Annotated in this window: 19 protein-coding genes; 10 read left to right on the top strand and 9 right to left on the bottom strand. The window is 70.3% G+C overall.

All coding sequences use genetic code 11. The features are described from left to right. Positions 1–30: 30 nt before the first annotated feature. Positions 31–1,023 (bottom strand): trypsin-like serine peptidase, encoded by a 993-nt coding sequence (locus BJ998_RS01180; RefSeq protein ID WP_184857670.1) that lies wholly within the window; start codon positions 1,021–1,023, stop codon positions 31–33. A gap of 157 nt (positions 1,024–1,180) precedes the next feature. Next, positions 1,181–2,386: a PucR family transcriptional regulator gene (locus BJ998_RS01175; protein WP_184857668.1), complete on the bottom strand. Its 1,206-nt coding sequence runs from the start codon at positions 2,384–2,386 to the stop codon at positions 1,181–1,183. A 296-nt stretch (positions 2,387–2,682) separates the two neighbouring features. On the opposite strand from BJ998_RS01175, the gene BJ998_RS01170 reads away from it, so the two are divergent. Further along, complete coding sequence (locus BJ998_RS01170; protein ID WP_312889865.1) at positions 2,683–3,900, top strand: ROK family protein; 1,218 nt, start codon at positions 2,683–2,685, stop codon at positions 3,898–3,900. 135 nt (positions 3,901–4,035) lie between these two features. Continuing rightward, positions 4,036–4,671: a winged helix-turn-helix transcriptional regulator gene (locus BJ998_RS01165; RefSeq protein WP_184857666.1), complete on the top strand. Its 636-nt coding sequence runs from the start codon at positions 4,036–4,038 to the stop codon at positions 4,669–4,671. Between the two features lie 78 nt (positions 4,672–4,749). On the opposite strand, the gene BJ998_RS01160 is transcribed toward BJ998_RS01165, so the two are convergent. Together BJ998_RS01160 and BJ998_RS01155 are read right to left on the bottom strand one after the other, a co-directional pair. Further along, entirely contained in the window at positions 4,750–5,385 is a 636-nt protein-coding gene (locus BJ998_RS01160; RefSeq protein ID WP_184857664.1) for a DUF4360 domain-containing protein, read from the bottom strand. A gap of 161 nt (positions 5,386–5,546) precedes the next feature. Next, the gene (locus BJ998_RS01155; protein WP_184857662.1) at positions 5,547–6,281 is read right to left on the bottom strand and encodes an SDR family oxidoreductase; all 735 of its coding nucleotides are present in this window, start codon (positions 6,279–6,281) and stop codon (positions 5,547–5,549) included. Positions 6,282–6,486: 205 nt separating this feature from the next. On the opposite strand from BJ998_RS01155, the gene BJ998_RS01150 reads away from it, so the two are divergent. Further along, on the top strand, positions 6,487–8,019 hold the full coding sequence (locus tag BJ998_RS01150; RefSeq protein ID WP_246488492.1) for a serine/threonine-protein kinase: 1,533 nt from the start codon (positions 6,487–6,489) through the stop codon (positions 8,017–8,019). 22 nt (positions 8,020–8,041) lie between these two features. Here BJ998_RS01150 and BJ998_RS01145 read toward each other — a convergent pair whose 3' ends face one another. Then, entirely contained in the window at positions 8,042–9,604 is a 1,563-nt protein-coding gene (locus BJ998_RS01145; RefSeq protein WP_184857660.1) for a cellulose binding domain-containing protein, read from the bottom strand. 20 nt (positions 9,605–9,624) lie between these two features. On the opposite strand from BJ998_RS01145, the gene BJ998_RS48435 reads away from it, so the two are divergent. Both BJ998_RS48435 and BJ998_RS01140 read left to right on the top strand, forming a co-directional pair. Continuing rightward, on the top strand, positions 9,625–9,756 hold the full coding sequence (locus BJ998_RS48435; protein WP_281392743.1) for a hypothetical protein: 132 nt from the start codon (positions 9,625–9,627) through the stop codon (positions 9,754–9,756). A 124-nt stretch (positions 9,757–9,880) separates the two neighbouring features. Then, on the top strand, positions 9,881–10,525 hold the full coding sequence (locus BJ998_RS01140; RefSeq protein WP_184857658.1) for a 4'-phosphopantetheinyl transferase family protein: 645 nt from the start codon (positions 9,881–9,883) through the stop codon (positions 10,523–10,525). On the opposite strand, the gene BJ998_RS01135 is transcribed toward BJ998_RS01140, so the two are convergent. After that, positions 10,515–11,087 carry a DUF4360 domain-containing protein gene (locus tag BJ998_RS01135; protein WP_184857657.1) on the bottom strand — a complete coding sequence of 191 codons (573 nt, stop codon included), beginning with the start codon at positions 11,085–11,087 and terminating at the stop codon, positions 10,515–10,517. The genes BJ998_RS01140 and BJ998_RS01135 overlap by 11 nt on opposite strands. A gap of 131 nt (positions 11,088–11,218) precedes the next feature. Here BJ998_RS01135 and BJ998_RS01130 point away from each other — a divergent pair, with 131 nt between their 5' ends. From BJ998_RS01130 to BJ998_RS01120, 3 genes are all read left to right on the top strand, one after another. Next, on the top strand, positions 11,219–12,070 hold the full coding sequence (locus BJ998_RS01130; RefSeq protein ID WP_184857654.1) for an LLM class F420-dependent oxidoreductase: 852 nt from the start codon (positions 11,219–11,221) through the stop codon (positions 12,068–12,070). A gap of 45 nt (positions 12,071–12,115) precedes the next feature. Next, entirely contained in the window at positions 12,116–12,904 is a 789-nt protein-coding gene (locus BJ998_RS01125) for a maleylpyruvate isomerase family mycothiol-dependent enzyme (protein WP_184857652.1), read from the top strand. Positions 12,905–13,030: 126 nt separating this feature from the next. Next, positions 13,031–13,498: a DUF417 family protein gene (locus tag BJ998_RS01120; RefSeq protein WP_345029099.1), complete on the top strand. Its 468-nt coding sequence runs from the start codon at positions 13,031–13,033 to the stop codon at positions 13,496–13,498. Here the strand turns inward: BJ998_RS01120 and BJ998_RS01115 are convergent, their stop codons facing one another. Further along, positions 13,499–14,311 carry a LysR family transcriptional regulator gene (locus tag BJ998_RS01115; RefSeq protein ID WP_184857648.1) on the bottom strand — a complete coding sequence of 271 codons (813 nt, stop codon included), beginning with the start codon at positions 14,309–14,311 and terminating at the stop codon, positions 13,499–13,501. A gap of 70 nt (positions 14,312–14,381) precedes the next feature. Here BJ998_RS01115 and BJ998_RS01110 point away from each other — a divergent pair, with 70 nt between their 5' ends. Next, a complete protein-coding gene (locus tag BJ998_RS01110) occupies positions 14,382–15,530 on the top strand; it encodes a pyridoxal phosphate-dependent aminotransferase (RefSeq protein ID WP_184857646.1) in 1,149 nt (382 codons plus the stop codon). 81 nt (positions 15,531–15,611) lie between these two features. On the opposite strand, the gene BJ998_RS01105 is transcribed toward BJ998_RS01110, so the two are convergent. Further along, on the bottom strand, positions 15,612–16,151 hold the full coding sequence (locus BJ998_RS01105) for a hypothetical protein (protein ID WP_184857644.1): 540 nt from the start codon (positions 16,149–16,151) through the stop codon (positions 15,612–15,614). 172 nt (positions 16,152–16,323) lie between these two features. Here BJ998_RS01105 and BJ998_RS01100 point away from each other — a divergent pair, with 172 nt between their 5' ends. Beyond that, positions 16,324–17,649: a lysine N(6)-hydroxylase/L-ornithine N(5)-oxygenase family protein gene (locus BJ998_RS01100; RefSeq protein ID WP_184857642.1), complete on the top strand. Its 1,326-nt coding sequence runs from the start codon at positions 16,324–16,326 to the stop codon at positions 17,647–17,649. 91 nt (positions 17,650–17,740) lie between these two features. On the opposite strand, the gene BJ998_RS01095 is transcribed toward BJ998_RS01100, so the two are convergent. Continuing rightward, a complete protein-coding gene (locus BJ998_RS01095; RefSeq protein ID WP_184857639.1) occupies positions 17,741–18,550 on the bottom strand; it encodes an ABC transporter ATP-binding protein in 810 nt (269 codons plus the stop codon). Positions 18,551–18,552: the final 2 nt, after the last annotated feature.

The raw sequence follows: 18,552 nt of genomic DNA, 5'->3' as shown, positions 1-18,552 counted from the left end.
GCCGCCCGCCCCGGGCGGGGCGAGGTCGCGTCACAAGTGCTGGGCCCGCTCGTAGAGCGGTTTCGAAATCGTCGAATCGAACTGCGGTCCCACCAGGTATCGGGTGCACCCCGTGTGGTCCGGCGTGGTGCAGACGTTGTCCGTTCCGGTGGTGAAGAAGCCGGCGTGCGTGTTGTTGCCGACCACCGTTCCGATGCCGTGGTGGAAGTCGGTGATCCGGGGGCCGCCGCTGGAGCCGCCGCCCATCGTGCAGGCCGGACCCCACTGGCCGGGCGAGTCCGGATAGTCGGGCGTGCCGGGGTACTGCTTGGCCACGCCGTGGCAGTAGGCCAACTCCTCACCGGTGTACTCGGGCAGGTTGTCGCGGGCGGGATCGCTGCTGGCGCGGGGATAGCCGAACTGGAACTCGACCGTGTCGCCCGGCCGGTCGAAGCCGATGCGCTGGGCCGCCCCGACCGCGTCCTGCACGCGCTTGCCCTGCTGGTTCGGGTTCAGCACGACAAACGCCTGGTCGTAGGCGTCGTACTTGGCCCCGTCCTGCTGATCGTTCCGCAGCCAGGTCGCGTCGGCCACGCCGAGCCGGCCGACGAACTTCCCGTACGGCGCCCGACCGTCGTGATAGCCGGGGATGAACAGCACGTTGGTGTTCCAGGCGTTGTTGTCGCCCAACAGGTCCGTGTTGTTCACGCAGTGCCCGGCCGTCACCACCGTGCTGCGGTTGGCGCTGGTCACGACCGTCGCCGTGCAGCTGGCGTCCTCGCCGTGGTCGGTGAAGAACAGCCGGCCGATCGTCCGGTTCTCCCCGGTCCACGGCGCGCCGTCCGGGCCGGCCTTGGGCGGATTGTGCACAGTGGACGGCACGATCAGCGCTTTGATGCGCTCCGTCGTCCAGTAGGCCAGCACCGCCTGCTGATCGGCGGCGCTGACCGCCTCCTGGTGCACCACCACGTTGTCCGCTGCCGCCGCCGGCGCGGCGAAAACCGTGCCGGCCAACAGAATTCCGATACCGAATGCGGTTCGCATGGCGGCAGGCTACGGCGGCGATGTCAGGAACTTGTGGTCATGACTCATGCCGGTTGCTCGCGGCTGGCGTTCCCGTGCCGTCGAGGCCGGTGGCGGGCGGCGACGGATGTGGCGCGAACCCGCATTTCGGTGTGCCGCTGAGCGTGACTCGCCGGGGTCAGCCGGCTTCTCGGGCCTCCTGTTCCTGCGGCGGCGATTCGGTCAGGGAGGCGGCGCGCAGCGCCACCTCCAGCTCGAATCGGGCGTCGGGACAGCGGAGCTGGTCGCCGAACAGCCTTTCCACCTGCCGCATGCGATAGCGCACGGTCTGCGGGTGCACGCGGAGCCGGGCGGCGATCTCGGGGGCGCCGCCGCGGGTCTCCAACCACGCCAGCAGGGTCTCGCCGAGCCGCTTGTGCTGCTTGTCGGTCAGCGGGGCCAGCGGAGCCAGGCGCTTGCGGATGAGCTGCTCCACCAGGAACTCGTCGGTGAGCAGCCACAGCGTGGACAGGTGGTCGACGCAGCGCACCGGGGAGCTGTCCTCGATGGTGTTGCGCCGCACCAGCTCCCGGGCCAGCTGGGCGTGCCGGTACGACTTGGCGGCGTCGGCCAGCGCGGTGGTCGGTCCGATCACGACCCGCCAGCCGGCCAGCGCGTCGGCGCAGCGCGACCACCAGTCGGCGTCGTCGGGATCGGGCACCACGAGGCACGCCTGCGTGCCCTGGAAGTCGGCGAGAATGGTGTCGGGCAGTTGAGGAGCCTCGGCGGGCCCGCCGACCCGGTCCAGCATGGCCACGCACAGCTGCGCGGGCAGCGGCCAGCGGGCGGCGGCCGCGAGTTCGGCGGCCTCGGCGCGGTCCCGCTCCTCCTCGCTGATCAGCAGCCGCAGCAGGCGCTTGCGCCGCCGCTGCAGGCCCTGCGCGCTGCGCGCCTGCATGTCGGCGTAGCCCTCCACGGACAGCGCGATCAGCTCGTCGGCGTAGGCCAGCGTGGCCTCGCCGAGCGTGAACATCATGGCGGTGGGCAACCCGCTGCGCTGCCTGAACCGGATCAGGTGCCGCCACGCGACCCGGGTGCCGAGTCGGTAGGCCTTCTGCAACGAGTCGAGGCTGCGGCCCTCGCTGGCCTCCAGCCGGCCGAGCTGTCGGTACACCTCGGCGAAGTCGGCGCGCGGCCGGTCGGGGTCGGCGATGCGGTCCACGAACTGCGTCAGCGCCTGGTTGACGCCGAGCCGAATGGCCTGCCCGTAGCAGCCGTCCAGCGGCTTCGCGTACTCCGGGATGGTGGCCCGGATGGTGTGGATGATGTCCTCGGCCAGCGGTGGCAGCTGAGGTCTGATCAGTGTCGCCAATTCCCTGGGCAGCCGTTCGGCGGTCGTTCTCATGGCTTCATCCCCAGAACTGTCGGTGTTCGGCGATTCTGCCATACGGGGCCCGGTTTTGACTCCGGTCAGTAATCGTCACCACCGTGACAGTGAATTGCTCATGATCGTGACAAAAACGCCAGAAAAGCCTTTCACAGTAAGGCGGGATCGGCAGGAGTGAGGAATGCTCACCCCGGAGGTGAGTCGTCGGCGGGTGACGGTGCGTCGAGCGCGCGGGAGCGGGGCGCCTGGCCCAGGCCCGCGCCACCACCGACGACGTGGTCATCCCCGCCGCCCGACTACGTAGACTCCGCCAGGTGAGCGAAACCGCCGGTGTCCCCGTCCGCCAGCAGGGGATGCGCGACCACAACCTGGGTGTGGTGCTGCGCTGCATCGCCGACGGCGACGGCGTCTCCCGGGCCGAGGTGGCGGCGGCGACCGGACTGACCAAGGCGACCGTCTCCAGCCTCGTCGACGAGTTGGCCCGGCACGAGCTGATCGTGGAGGCCGGCCCGGCCGGCAACAGCGTCGGCCGGCCCGGGCAGGCGCTGCGGCTGAACCCGGACGGCCCGGTCGGCATCGGCATCGAGATCAACGTCGACTACCTCGCGTGCTGCGTGCTCGACCTGTCCGGGCGGCCGCGGCACCAGGCGGTGACGTTGGCGGACAACCGGGACCGGCCCGTGGGCGAGGTCCTGGCCGAGGCGGCCGGCCTGGTCGACACGGCGTTGGACTGCGCTCTGGCCGCGGGCCTGCCGGTAGCCGGTGTCGTGGCGGCGGTGCCGGGTCTGGTCCGCACGGCCGAGGGGCTGCTCGCCTCCGCCCCGAACCTCGGCTGGACCCAGGTCCGGCTCGTCGAGGAGCTGTCGCGGCGCGGCTGGCCGCCGGTGAGCGTGGAGAACGAGGCGAACCTGGCGGCACTGGGGGAGCTGTGGTTCGGCGAGCCGCCCCGCACCGACTTCATCCACGTCTCGGGCGAGATCGGCATCGGCGCCGGCGTGATCGTCGGCGGCGAGCTGTTCCGCGGCCGCAACGGATTCGCCGGCGAGCTCGGCCACGTCACGGTCCACCCGGACGGCCCCGTCTGCGGCTGCGGGGCGCGCGGCTGCCTGGAGGCGATCGCCGGCCAGGAGGCGATCCTGCGCGCGGCGGGTCTGCCGCCCCGGACCGGCACGACCGTGGCCACGCCGGCCGGTCCGCTGGCACGGCTGGTGGAGCGGGCCGAGGCCGGCGACGAGCGGGCGGTCGACGCCGTGGAGACTGCGGGCGAGGCACTGGGCGTGGCGCTGGCCGGCATGGTCAACCTGCTGGACCTGGACGCCGTGCTGCTCGGCGGCATGTTCGCGCTGCTGGCGCCGTGGCTGCGGGAGCCGGTGGAGGCGGAGCTGTCCACACGCGTGCTGGGCGCCCGGTGGACGGAGCCGCGGGTGGTGGTGTCCCGGCTCGGCTGGGAGGCCGCGGTGCGCGGCGCGGCCGGGTCCGTGGTCAACCGGATCGTGCAGAACCCCGCCGAGCACGTGCGCCGATCGGCCTGACGCCCGCCGGCCCTTCGACCGATACGTGGAAGAACACCTCGAACTGGGCGATTCCGCCGCCCGTGACCGTTCCCGCCGATAAGGTTGTATGAGCAAACTTTCGGCTAGAGTGATGTCTCGGGGGAGGTGAGGATCTTGAACATCCGGCGCGCCTACCACCAGTACTGCGGCCTCGCGGCCGCCCTCGACGTGCTGGGGGAGCGGTGGACCCTGCTGATCGTGCGGGAGCTGCTGCTCGGGCCGCGCCGCTACAGCGACCTGCTGGCCGACCTGCCCGGGCTGGGCACCAACCTGCTCGCCGACCGGCTGAAGTTCCTGGTCGACAAGGGCGTCATCCGGCAGTGCCCGGGCCGGACCGCCTACGAGCTGACCGAGGCCGGCGGGCTGCTGCGGCCGGTGGTGCTCGACCTCACCCGGTGGGGCTTCGGCTTCACCCCCGACAAGTCCACTGTGGACGCCGTCCGGCCGCGCTGGGGCTTCCTCGCCGCCGAGACGCGCCTGCGCGAGGACCGGGCCGGCGACGTCGACGAGGACTACGAGTTCCACGTCGACGACGAGGTGTTCCGTTTCGAGGTCCGCGACGGCCGTGTCCAGGCCGCCGCCGGCCGGGCGGGATCGGCCTCGGTGGTGGCGACGGCCGATGCCGTGACGCTGGTTCGGTTAGGGGCGGGACAGGTGACGGCCGAGGACGCGTTGGCGGCCGGGGAACTGACCATCAGCGGCCCGTCGGACGCGGTGCAGCGCTGCCGCCGCCTACTGGACCTGGCCTGAGCGGTCCGCGCTCGAGTCGGGCATGCGGGATCCCCGTGCGGCCGGTGGCGGCACGGGGTGTCCCATTGTCGTTGACCGTCAGGGGCAGGTCTTCCACGCGAAGTGGTAAATGGTCGTAATGCTGGCGTCCGTCGAGTCCATGCTCAGGAAGCTGGTTGTCGTCTTCGTGTTGGACGTTCCGGCGGATACCCGCAGTTCGGTGTTAATGTTGAAGTTGCGTTCCTGGCCGCAGGGCTCCCAGACCAGGGAGCCGATATCGGTGGTGTCGGTGTTCTGCCAGTCGTCGTCGAACGGGCCGTTGAGGTTGTGGGAAATGTACGACGTCGGCGCGTTACCCTGGAAGTAGTAGTTCGCACGCTCCTGTCCGGAGGCACCCTTCTCCAGATGGCCGAAGCCGCGGTAATCGGCCTCGGCGATCGCATACGTGAATCCTGACGGCACGTGAACCCGCAGATTCAGCTGACAGTTCTTCCGCAGGTCGGTCGGCAGCGCGCCCACCCCGACCTGTGCCGTGTAGCTGCTGTAGGTCACGGTGAACGCCGTGTTGTCCGGGGCTACGGCGACCGCGGCCGTGCCGGCCGGGCACCCGGAGCCGTTGACCGTCGCGACGTCGATGACAATCTTGTCGGGCGGCGGAGGGGTGGTCCACGCAAACGGTTGGATGGTTTGCAACAGGGAGAAAACCACACCGGTTGCGGCCAGCGTTTTCAGCATGGGTGTCCTTCCCAATACTCCACGACTGGGGGGCGGGTGCGACCCACGGTAGCCGCAAATGCGAAAAATGTGGCCCACTGAACGGAGTAACAAGTTGAGTCGTATTCAGCTTCGTCCTGACAGGGCACGATGGGATCGTCCCATGAGCGGCCTTGATTGTGTCAGCCTCGGCCGATGAATGGCATCGCCGTCGCCATCACCGTCATGAACTGCACATTGGCGGTCAACGGCAACCCCGCCATGTAGAGCACCGCGTCGGACACCGCGGAGACGTCCATTCGCGGTTCCGGCCGAATGGAGCCGTCGGCCTGTGGCACGCCGTCGGCCATTCGGGCGGTCATCGCCGTCTCCGCGTTGCCGATGTCGATCTGGCCGCAGGCGATGTCGTGCTGCCGGCCCTCCAGCGACAAGACCCTGGTCAGGCCGGTCACGGCGTGCTTGCTCGCGGTGTAGGCGACCGAGTTGGGCCGCGGCACGTGCGCGGACAGCGAACCGTTGTTGATGATCCGGCCACCGCGTGGCCGCTGCCGTTTCATCACCCGGAAGGCGGCACGGGCGCACAGGAAGGACCCGGTCAGATTGGTGCCGATCACCTTCGACCACATCTCGGCCGACATGTCCTCGACGGGCGCGGCCCGACCGTTCGTGCCGGCATTGTTGACCAGGAGGTCGAGCCGGCCCCAGGTGCTCTCCACGGTGTCGAACAGGGCGTCCACCTGCGCCTCGACGGCCACGTCGGTGGGCACGACCAGGGCGTTCGGGTGGTCGCCCGCGGTCTCCCGTAAGGTGTGCTCGCGCCGCCCGGCCAGCGCCACGTGGTAGCCGGCCTCCAGCAGGGCCACCGCCACCGCGGCTCCGATGCCGGCGCCCGCGCCGGTCACAATCGCTGTCCTCATGCTGGTCAACGTACCGCCGGACGTCCATAGTGGACCCGGGTCGGGTGTGGCCAACACCTACTCCCCGTAGTAATACATGGTCGCTATTGTGTGACCCATCGCGGGAAGTGCGGGTCGGGGTGTTCACGAGGAGTAATCGGTCATCGACACGGGGCAGCTGATCGCCGGGCATTACCGGCTGGTCGAACGGGTGGGCAGCGGCGCCATGGGCGTCGTCTGGCAGGCCAGGGACGAGCGTCTCGAGCGCATGGTCGCGATCAAGCAGCTCGTGCTCCAGCCCGGCCTGTCCGAGCAGGAGTCCGACGAGGCGCGGCGGCGGGCCATGCGCGAGGCCCGGATCGCCGCCCGGCTCCAGCACCCCAACGCGATCACCGTGTTCGACGTCGCCGAGAACGACGGCGAGCCCTGCCTGGTGATGGAGTTCCTGCCGTCCCGCAGCCTGTCCTCGGTGCTGGCCGAGCGCGGCACGCTCTCGCCCGAGGAGGCCGCCAAGATCTGCGCGCAGGTGGCGTCGGCGCTGTCCGCGGCGCACGCGGCCGGCATCGTGCACCGCGACGTGAAGCCGGCGAACATCCTGCTCACCGAGAACGGCACCGCCAAGATCACCGACTTCGGCATCTCGCGGGCGGTCGGGGACGTGACGGTCACGCAGACCGGCATCTCGGCCGGCACGCCGGCCTACCTGGCGCCCGAGGTGGCGCGGGGCCACGACCCGAGCCCGGCGGCGGACGTCTTCTCCCTCGGCGCGACGCTGTACAACGCGGTCGAGGGCCGGCCGCCGTTCGGCACCAGCCAGAACCCGCTGGCCCTGCTGCACGCCGTCGCCACCGGCAAGGTGCCGCCGCCGAAGCAGGCCGGCGTCGCCACCGACCTGCTGATGGGAATGCTGGACGCGGAGCCCGAGGCGCGGCCGACCATGCGGGAGGCGGCGGACGCGCTGACCGAGATCGGCGCGGGCCGCCCGGTGACGTGGACGCCGGTGCCGCGGACCGCGGTGCTGGCCGCGGAGACGACCGCGGTCGCGGCCGAGCCGCCCGCGCTGTTCCTGGCCACGGCGACGCTGCCGGCCGACCAGACGACCAAACAGGACGTGCGGCAGCCGCCGGAGGAGAAGCCGGCCTCGCGGCGGACGATCATCATCGGGCTGGTCGTCGCCGTGGTGGTGATCGCGGCCGGGCTGATCGTGATCGCGACGGTGAACAACAACGGCACCACCACGCCGCCGGTGACGTCGAACCCGCCGGCGACCAGCGCGGGACAGCAGCCGCCGGCGTCGTCCACGACCACCACGTCGGCGGCGCCGACGACGTCGGCCACGACGCAGAGCACGAGCAGCAGCCCGTCCAGCACGACGACGACCACCACCACGACCACCGCCCCGACCAGCGTCACCAACGATCCCAACGGCGGCCCGATCGACTTCGGCCAGGCCGGCCAGCTGGTCATCAACTTCTACGACCAGGGCAACGGCCCGGCCGGGAACTGGGCCATGCTGTCGCCGAACGCGCAGGCGCTGTTCGGCAGCCAGGACGCGTTCAACGCCTACTGGGCCCAGTACAGCAACGTCGTCGCCAACAACGCCCAGGGCGTGACCGCGAATCCCGACGGCTCGGACAATGTCCCGGTCGACGTGACGTACACGAAGAACGGGCAGGGGCCGGTCACCCAGCACAAGAACATCAAGGTGATTCGCCACAACGGGCAGCTGCTCGTCGACGGCGACCCCCGCCAGAGCTGACGGGGGACGCCGCCGAACCGGGTCAGCCGGTGAATCCCTCGAACCGCTTGCTGAAGTCCCACGGCTGCTGCGGCACGTTGGTGCAGTCGGTCAGGCTGCCGTTGCACGCGTTCCGGTCCCGGGTGGCCTCCCAGAACGCCAGCTCGCCGAGGTGCTTGCCGTTGGCGTAGCCGACCAGCGCCGACGCGTCGGCCAGGGTGAACGTGGAGCCGTCGTCGTTGACGCCGAGCATCGGGGTCACGCCGACCATGCCCCACAACTGGGCGTCGGTCCTGCTCGGGTAGATCGCCTTGAGCTGGTCGTGAGTCGCCTGCGCGGCCTGCTGGGCCTTCAGCCCCATGTCCACGCCGTCGTGCTGGCCGTAATCCATCGCCATCACGTTCACCAGGCTGACGTTCACGCCATGGTTCACCGCGGACTGCACGATGTACGTGCCGTCGGAGGTCAAACCGTCCGGCATCACCGGCAGCGTGTAGGAGATCTGCAGTCCCGGATTCGCCGCCTGCACCTTGGCCAGCACCGCGTTCCGCCGGTCCACCGCCGTGTGGTCGACGACCGCGGCCCCCTCGATGTCGAAGTCGAGCCGGCTCGTCGCGTAGGCGGTGATGATCGCCTGGTACTGCTGCTGGATCTGCGCCTGGTCGGTGCACGACCCCGCCAGCTCGGTTCCCGCCTCGCCGCCGAAGGAGATCGTCACGTCCCCGCCCTGCGCCCGCAGCGCGTCGATGTCGTCGCGGTCCCAGCCGGTCGTCGGATCGTAGGCGTTGAACCACGACGCCTTGCACCCGTTGCCGGTGACGAAGGCCAGTGTGAAGTTCTGCAGCCCGGAGGCGTTGGCGGTGTCGGTGAGCACGGGGGTCGGCCACGACCCCATGTCCACGTACGGCGCGACCTTCAGCGGCCAGGTGCTGCCGCTGCCCGTCCCGGCGGCCGTGGTCACCGAGATCGCGTTGGACGCCGCCGACTGGTTTCCGGCGAGGTCGTGCGCCCTGACCGTGAAGGTGTACGAGGTGGACGGTGCCAGCCCGGTGACCGTCGCCGACGTACCCGCGACGGTCAAGGCCTTCGTCGACCCTTTGTACACGTCATACCCGGTGACACCGACGTTGTCCGTGGCAGCCGACCAGCTCAACGCGACGCCGGTGCTGGTCACCGTGCCGGCTCTCAGGTTGCCCGGCGCCGACGGCGGCGTGGTGTCGACGACCCCGGCGCAGGTGGCCCCGTTCAGCAGGCAGTTCCCCGGCAAGCCCGATCCACTGGCGACAAAGCCGAAGGCGGCCGTGGCCCCGGCCGCGACGGTTCCGTTGTAGCTCTTGTTGGTGAACGTGTAGTGGTTGTTGGACACGGTCTCGGTGGCGTCCCAGGACGAGGAGACCGTGGTGCCGGCGGGTAGGTCGAACTCGACCTTCCAGCTGCTGATCCCGTGATTGCTCTGGTTGGTGATCGTGTACTGACCTTGATACCCGCCGCCCCAGGCGGAGGTCTGGACGAAGTCGGCGCTGACGGCGCCGGGCGTGGCGGCGAACGCGGGGGTGCCCAAGAGCGCGAGCGCGGCGACCACTGGCAGGGTGAGGCGTCGTGACATGAGGCTGCTCCAGTCGAGTGGTGGCAGCCGTGCACATCGTGCGGGACCGTTCGACCTTCGCGCTAGGTCCGTTCGCCGTAGCCTGCGGCCTCGTGGGGAACGTGCTGAACTTCGTCCTGCTGGCCGCCGGCGTGATCGCGGTCCTGCTGTGACGCTCGTGCCGATGCTGCGGCGGCTGCCGCGTCGGGTGGAACGCATCGCCGGCGCACTGGAGAACGGCCGGCGTCCTCCGCGTGCTGGCCCTCATCTTCCGCCGGGACCGGTAACGTCGTCACCGTGATCGAGGACCTGCTGCCCGCCGAGGTGGTGTCGGCCGACGTGCTCGGCGACGACCCCGACGCCCGGCTGCTGCCCGAGGAGGAACCGGGCGTCGCCAAGGCCGTGGAGAAGCGGGTGCGGGAGTACACCATCGCCCGCACGTGCGCCCGCCGGGCGCTGGGCAAGCTCGGCCTGCCCGAGGTCCCGATCCTGCGCGGCGAGAAGCGTCAGCCGCTGTGGCCGGCCGGCATCGTCGGCAGCATCACGCACACCAAGGGCTACTGCGCGGCGGCGGTGGCGCGTGCCGATGAGGTGCTGACCGTCGGCATCGACGCCGAGACCTACGCCGAGCTGCCCGACGGCGTGCTCGGCGTCGTCACGCTGCCTTCGGAGCGCGAGATGCTCGCCGGGCTGCCGGCCGGTACGCACTGGGACCGGATCCTGTTCAGCGCCAAGGAAAGCGTGTACAAGGCGTGGTTCCCGCTGACCGAGAAGTGGCTCGGCTTCGGCGACGCCCGGCTGACCTTCCATCCCGACGAGAACAGGTTCTCGGTCGAGCTGCTGGTGGAGCCGCCGCTGGTCCGCGGCGAGGCGCTGACCGGTTTCGAGGGCCGGTTCCTGGTCCGCGACGGCCTGGTCGTGACGGCCATCGTCAGCACTTGAGCCAGGACAGGTGGAACCGTGCGCTCACCGCCCCGTCGGTCGAGTCCATGGTCATGAAGCTGGACGCGGACTTGCCGTCGAGCTTGAGGTCGGCGGTGATGGTGAGCGGCTTGCGGTCGTTGCACGGGCCGTGCACGACCGAGCCCGCGTCCGGCCGGTCGGTGACCTGCCAGTCGTCGTCCTTGGGACCGGCGAACGTTTGCGTGCTGTGCCTGGTCGGCATGCCCGTGAAGCGGTAGGTGGCCGTCTCGACGCCGCGTGCGCCGTCGTCCAGGTGGGCGAAGCCGCGGAAGTCCGTCTCGTCGATGCCGTACGTGTAGCCCGGCGGCTGGTTCACCCGGACCGTCAGCGTGCAGTCCTTGTGCGCCGACTTGCCGTTCCCCTGCACGGCGAAGTCGCTGTAGGTCACCGTGAACGCCACGTTGTCGGGGGAGATCGCGATTGCCGTCGTGGACGCGAGGCAGCCGGTTCCGCTGGCCGTGAGCAGGTCGATCGTGACCGGCTGCGGTGGCGTCACCGCCGTGGTCAGCGCGTACAGGGCGACCGCCAGCAGACTTCGCACGTTTCCTCCCTCGCGACTCGGCGGAACCTATCGCCGGGGTTCGCCGCCGGCACACCGCCGTCCGGCGGCATCGACGTCCGGTACCCGTGCGGCTATGGTGAACTAGAACACGTTCTAGTTTGCGAGGTGTCATGAGGTTCGGGGTGGTGCTGTTCAGCAGCGACCGGGGCGTCCGTCCGGCCGTGTGCGCCCAGGCGGCCGAGGACGCCGGCTTCTACTCGTTCTACGTGCCCGAGCACACGCACATCCCCGTGCGGCGCGACGCCGCCCACCCTCGGACCGGCGGCGCCGAGCTGCCCGACGACCGCTACCTGCGGACCCTCGACCCTTGGGTCTGCCTCGGCGCCGCCGCCGCCGTCACCTCCACCATCCGCCTCGCCACTGCCGTCGCGCTGCCCGTCGAGTCCGACCCCATCACCCTGGCCAAGACCATCGCCACCCTCGACTTCCTCTCCGACGGCCGCGTCACCCTCGGCGCCGGCTTCGGCTGGAACACCGACGAGTTGGCGGATCACGGCATCCCCGGGCGCTACCGCTACACCGCGCTTCGCGAGTACGTCGAGGCCATGCGGGCCCTGTGGACCTCCGATGTCGCTTCGTACCAGGGGAAGTTCGTGTCCTTCGGCGACAGTTGGGCCTATCCCAAGCCCGTCCAGCCGCACCTGCCCCTGCTGATCGGCGCCGGCGGCACCGAGCGCACCTTCGACTGGATCGCCGCCCACGCCGACGGCTGGATCACCACTCCCGGCGAGGGCGACGTCGACGGCAGTGTCCGGCTGCTGATGGAGCGTTGGGCCAAGGCCGGCAGGTCCGGCAAGCCGTACATCGTGGCTCTGGACCGTGCCACCCCCGAGCGCGTCGACCACCTCTCCGCGCTGGGCGTGGACGAGGTCGTCATCGGCGTGCCCGACAAGGACGAGGAGACCGCCCTGGCCTTCATCGCCAAGATGGGCTCCCGGCTGCGGAACTCTGCCCGCTACTAGCGACTATGTTGGACGGCGACCGTACCAAGCTCACGGAGGCACGTAATGAGCAGTCGAGCCGCCCAGACCATCGCCGCGCTGCGCCGCGGGCATGACGAACTCGTCGCGCGGCTGGCCGAGTTGGGGTCGGAGGACATCGTGCGCACCTCCGGCGCCCGGGAGTGGACCGTGGCGCAGGTGGTCAGCCACCTCGGCAGCGGCGCCGTGATCAGCAAGGCCTCGCTGGACGGCGCCCTCGCCGGCAGCGGCAACCCGGGCATGGACTTCAACAAGGAGGTGTGGGCGCGCTGGGACGGCATGACGCCGGAGCAGCAGGTCGCCGAGTTCCCGGCCGTGAACGAGGAGCTGGTGAGCGCCTACGAGGCGCTGGACGCGACCGCGCTCGAGCAGCTGCGGATCGACGTCGGCTTCATGCCGCAGCCGCTCGACGTGGCGGGGCACGCGGGCATGCGGCTCACCGAGTTCGCCCTGCACGTCTGGGACGTCAACGTCACCTTCGACCCCGCCGCGACCGTCGCCCGTGACGCGGCCGTGCTGCTGATCGACACCTTCGGCCCGCTGCTGCGCTTCGCCGGCAAGGCCGACCAGGTCGACGGCGCCGTCACCGTCGCCGTGCGGGCCACCGTCCCGGACCGCGACTTCGGCCTGGTCATCGACGACGTGGTGGAGCTGACCGACGTGCCGGCCGCCGCCGACGCGAAGCTCACCGCGCCCACCGAGTACCTTGTCCGGCTGTTCTCCGGCCGGCACGCCGCCGAGCACACCCCGGAATCCGTGCGGGTGACCGGTTCCGTCACCCTGGACGACCTGCGCCGGGTGTTCCCCGGCTACTGATTACGTGAGTGTTATGGATCTTCGCTGACCGGCCGGACGCCGCCGCGACCCCGATAGGTTCGGTGGCGTCAGGCCGAGGCGAAGGGATCCGAGCACGTGTCGGAATTCGGGAAAACCGTGACCAGGGTGGGAAGTTTCGTCAGCCGCTACGGGCTGGTCGCGGTGCTGGCGCTGTTCGGCGGCGGCAAGTACGTCAAGATGGACAGCCGGGTGCTGATCGAGCAGAGTCCGCTGCTCAGCTGGATCTACGACTTCCTCAGCCCGCAGGCGGTCGCCTACGCGCTGGGCACCACCGAGATCGTCACCGCGATCCTGATCGCCTGCGGGCTCCGGCTGCCGCGCGTGTCGGCGGCGGGTAGCGCGATCGCGGTGGCGCTGTTCGTCTGCACGCTGAGCTTTCTGTTCAGCACCAAGGGAGTCGTGGTGACCTTCGCGGCCGGCTTCTTCCCGGTGTTCTCCGCCCAACCGGGCCAGTTCCTGCTCAAGGACATCGTGTTGATCGGCGTCGCGCTGTGGACGCTCGGCCAGTCGCTACACGCCGCCGGTGATGCCGTGCGTGCCCGTGTTGTCGAGGAAGCTCAGCACGCCGCGTGATCACGCGATCGAGGTCAGGGCGTCCATGACGGCGGTGACGGCCGGGCGGCCCTGGGAGCCGGTCCGGATCACCGCGTCGATACGGCGCGAGCGGCCGGTCGGCGTGGTCGGGACGTCGACGTGCAGCAGCGCGAGGCGGGGCAGGACGGCGGCGCCGACGCCGGCGGCGACCAGGCTGGCGATGGTGGCGAGACCCATGAACTCCCATCGGGAATCGGGTTCCACGCCGAGCTCCGCCATGATTTGTTCGGCGGTGCGGCGGGACGGCTGGTCGGCGGGGGCGACGAGCCAGGTCGGGTGGTCGACGGGGCCGGCGATGACGAGCGGGTCCTCCATCAGCTCGGTGCGAAGCAGACCGGGTTCGGGCGGCGTCGGCCGCCAGGAGTCGACCACGGCGATGTCGACCTCGCGGGTGCGTAGGCGTTCCAAGGCTTCCTCGTCGACGTACTGGCGCAGCACGACCTGCGGCCCTCGGATGGCGACCAGGCGCGGCGCGACCGCGACGGCGACCGTGGGAATCGTGCTGACGACGATTCGGCCTGTGGTGTCGTTCGCGGCCTGCGCGAGGTCCGCCTCGGCAGCCTCGACGGCGTCGAGAACCGTGGCGGCGTGGGCCGCGAGGCGCTGGCCGGCCTCGGTGAGGGCGGCGCTGCGGGCCGACCGTTCCAGAAGGGCAACCCCCGCTTCCCTTTCCAACACGGCGAGCTGCTGCGACACCGCCGACGCCGAGTAGCCGGTCGCGGCGGCGACCGCGGCGATGCTGCCCAGGGCGGCGAAGTGGTGCAGGAGTGCGAGGCGGCGGAGTTCGAGCATCGGGAAAGCTTACGCTCGACGGCAGGTATTCGCGCTGTACGTGATGCTCGGCGGGCGGCACCGTGAGGGCATGCCCGTCTCCGCGACCCTTGCCGCCAACGACACGATCGCCCACCGCCGAGCGAACGGCCTTCCCGTGGTGCCGCTCGGCTTTGGTGAAGCCGGCCTGCCCGTGCATCCGCTGCTCACCGCGGCCCTCGCCGACGCCGCCGGCAGCGCCGGATACGGTCCGGTCGCCGGCATCCCTGCGTTGCTCGAGGCCGCCGCCGGTTACTGGTCCCGGCGCGGCGTGCCGACGGAGGCGTCACAGGTTGTCGCCGGTCCCGGCAGCAAGCCGCTGCTGTGGGCGATTCTCGGCGCTCGGGGCGGCGGCGTCGCGCTGCCGAAGCCGAGCTGGGTCAGCTACGCCGCGCAGGCCGCCATGCAGGGCCTCGACACGATTCGGATCCGCAGCGTCGGCGGCGTGCCCGACCCGTCCGAACTGGACGCCGTCGCTCGTGGGCTCAAGCTTTCCACCGTTGTCGTGACGCTTCCCGACAACCCCACCGGCCGCCTCGCGCCGCCCTCCGTCATCCGTGACCTGTGCGCCGTCGCCGAGCGGCACGACCTGCTCATCGTCTCCGACGAGATCTACCGTGACCTCACCTCCGCCGACTTCCTCAGCCCCGCCTCGGTTTCGCCCGATCGCGTGGTCGTGACTTCTGGCCTGAGCAAGAACCTCGCCCTCGGCGGCTGGCGTCTCGGCGTCGCCCGCTTCGCCGACCCGCACCTGCGCTCCCGGGTCGTCGACTTCGCCAGCGAGGTGTGGTCCGCCCCCTCGCGCCCCGTCCAACACGCCGCCGCCGTGGCCTTCGCCGAGCCGCCGGCCCTGGTCGAACGCGTTGCTCAGAGCCGAAACCTCCACCTCCGTGTCGCTTCCGCCGTCGCCTCGCTCTTCGGCACGCCGCCCCCGGACGGCGCTTTCTACCTCTATCCCCACGTCCCCGGCTTCGCCACCGACCGGGACGTCGCCGCACATCTCTTGTCCCGCAACGGCGTCGTCGTTCTCCCCGGGTCCTCCTTCGGCGACGACCCTTCGGCCTGCATGATCCGCGTCGCCACCAGCCAGCTCTACGGCGACACCGACGAGCAGAAGGAACAGGCCCTGCGCAGCGACAATCCCGCTGAGCTGCCGTGGATCGTCGCCCAGTTGGAACTGATCCGCAACGCCCTCGCCTGACCCCCGCGAGTCACGCTCTCCGGCACACCGAATGTAAGAATCAGGCAGAACTGGGCCGCTGGGCTCGGTTCTGCGCGAAACCTACATTCGCAGTGTCCGAGAGCGTGACTCGCCGGGGTGCCATTCCCAGCGGATGCCGTGGACCCCGGGGCGGGCGTCCAACGTGACGATGTGCGCGGATTGCCCACCGGTCAACGCGACCGGCGTCTCGATCACGCGGTCGGCGGTCTCCTGGTACCCCAGGCAGCGCGCCGGCGCGGCGGCGGGGTGGAAGCGGACCTGGATCACGAGATCCCAGGCGGAGGTGGTGAGCACCTGTTCCCAGTGGTCGGCGGGCGGGCGGCTCACCTCGTACTCGACGATGCAGGTCTCGCCGGCGGAGAGTCGGTTGTCCAGCAGGAGAACCCCGTCGACGGCGCGGCAGTTCCGGGTGTCGATCACGCGGGCGCCGGCGTCGATGCCGGGTGCGAACCGGTCCACGCCGTCGCGGCAGGCCCGGAGCACGGCGCGGGTGCGGGCGGTCTGCCTCGGCGCGTGGACGACGGTGTGCAGCGAGACGATGAAGGTGTCGGCGGCGTGGAGCGGGTCGCAGGTGGATCTCGGGGCGGGAATCGTCGGCACGGTACTCCCATAAGCGGCTGTCGTCCGGTTCGATTCTGCGCCGCCGGACGGCCGCCGGGATGCCTTAACTCTTGACGAGGGGCGGGGCGAACATCACCACCAACGTACTAGGATAGGCTGACCTAAGTTAGGTTAGGGTTCCCTGAACTGGGGCGGACATCGAGGGAGCGACATGAGTGCTGAGGCCGGCGAACAGGTCCCGATCTACGACGTCGTCGGGGTGGGGTTCGGGCCGTCGAACCTGGCGCTCGCGATCGCGCTCGCCGAGCACAACGCGGGCGCGGCCGAGCCGGTGACCGCGCACTTCCTCGAACGACAGCCGCGCTTCGGATGGCACCGGGGGATGCTGATCGACACCGCCACGATGCAGGTGTCGTTCCTCAAGGACCTGGTCACGATGCGCAATCCGACCAGCGAGTTCAGCTTCGTGAACTACCTGCACTCGGTCGGCCGGCTCGTCGACTTCATCAACCACAAGAACCTGTTCCCGCTGCGGGTCGAGTTCCACGACTACTTCGAGTGGGCCGCGGCCAAGGTCGACGACGTCGTCTCCTACGGCGTCGAGGTGGTCGACGTCCGGCCCGTCCTCGACGGCGCGGAAATCGCTTTCTTCGACGTCGCGACCTCGGACGGCGCGACGCTGCGGGCCCGCAACCTGGTGATGAGCACGGGTTTGCGGCCGCAGCTGCCCGACGGCGTCACCGTCGGGCCTCGCATCTGGCACAACAGCGAGCTCCTGCACCGGGTCGAAAGGCTGAAGAACGCCGATCCCCGGCGCTTTGTCGTCGTCGGCGCGGGGCAGAGCGCCGCCGAGGTCGCGGCCCTGCTGCACGACGAGTTCCCACGGGCCGAGGTATGCGCGGTGTTCGCCCGCTACGGCTACAGCCCCGCCGACGACAGCTCCTTCGCGAACCGCATCTTCGATCCCGAGGCGGTCGACCACTTCTACCGGGCGGGCGAGCCGGTGAAGGACCGGCTGATGCGCTACCACGGCTCGACGAACTACTCGGCGGTGGACATCGACCTGATCGACGAGCTCTACCGTCGCGTCTACCGGGAGAAGGTGCTCGGCACGCAGCGGCTGCGGCTGTTCAACGTGTCCCGGCCGGTCGAGGTGCTCGACACCGGCGCCACGGTCACGGCGGCCATCGAGTCGCTGACCACGGGCGAGCGCACGATCCTCGACGCCGATGCCGTCATCTACGCCACCGGCTATCTGCCGGCCGACCCGACTCCGCTGCTCGGCGCGCTCGGCGCTCAGTGTGTCCGGGACGCCGAGGACCGGCTGCGCGTCGAGCGCGACTACCGGGTCACCACGGAAGCGGCGGTGCGTGGCGGCATCTACCTGCAGGGCGGCACCGAGCACACGCACGGCATCACGTCGTCGCTGCTGTCGAACACCGCCGTGCGGGTCGGCGAGATCCTGGCGTCCATTGTGAACCGACGCGCCATCTCGCCGTCGCCTCAGCCCGACGAGTTCGCGGTGAGCATCCAATAGCACCCGCCCCAGCTCACGTCAACCCCTTGAGGTTCGGAACGGACCATTCCTCTACTCGGAGTTTAGGAATGGTCCGTTCCGAACGCCGGGCTCAGGCCGGGGCCGGGTGGTGCCGGCTGATCGGGATCACCATCGGCGTGCCGCTGACCGGGTCGGGCGTGACCTGGCAGCGCACGCCGAACACGGTGTCCACCAGCTCCTCGGTGATCACCTCGGACGGCCGGCCGGACGCCACGATCCGGCCGGCCTTCATGGCGATCAGGTGATCGGCGTAGCGGCAGGCCTGCGGCAGGTCGTGCAGCACCATCACCACCGTCCGGCCCTCGTCCCGGTTGAGGTCCACGACCAGGTCCAGCACGTCGATCTGGTGCGCGAGGTCCAGGTACGTCGTGGGCTCGTCCAGCAGCAGCACGGGCGTGCCCTGCGCGACGGCCATGGCGATCCACGCCCGCTGCCGCTGCCCACCGGACAACTCGTCCACCCTACGGTCGGCGAGGTCGGTCATCTGCGTGGCAGTCAACGCATCCCGCACGGCGCCTTCGTCCGAAGTGGACCACTGGCGCCACCAGGTCTGGTGTGGGGCACGGCCACGGCCGACGAGGTCGGCGACGGTCATGCCCTCGGGGGCGACCGGCGACTGCGGCAGGATGCCCAGCCGCTGGGCGACCTGCCGGGTGGGCAACTCATGGATGGACTTGCCGTCGAGGTAGACCCCGCCGGCCCTCGGTGCGAGCAGCCGGGCCAGCGTGCGCAGCAGCGTGGACTTGCCGCACGCGTTCGCGCCCACGATGGCGGTGATCTGCCCGGGCGGGATGTCCAGGTCGAGCCCGTCGATGACGATCCGGTCGTCGTAGGCGACGCGCAGGCCCCGCACCCGCAGGGATGGCGTGTCCGATGTCATGT

The sequence above is a fragment of the Kutzneria kofuensis genome, assembly GCF_014203355.1.
Taxonomy (GTDB): domain Bacteria; phylum Actinomycetota; class Actinomycetes; order Mycobacteriales; family Pseudonocardiaceae; genus Kutzneria; species Kutzneria kofuensis.
Note: the sequence above shows the minus strand (reverse complement) of the source record. Positions and strands in the feature narration are given on the sequence as shown.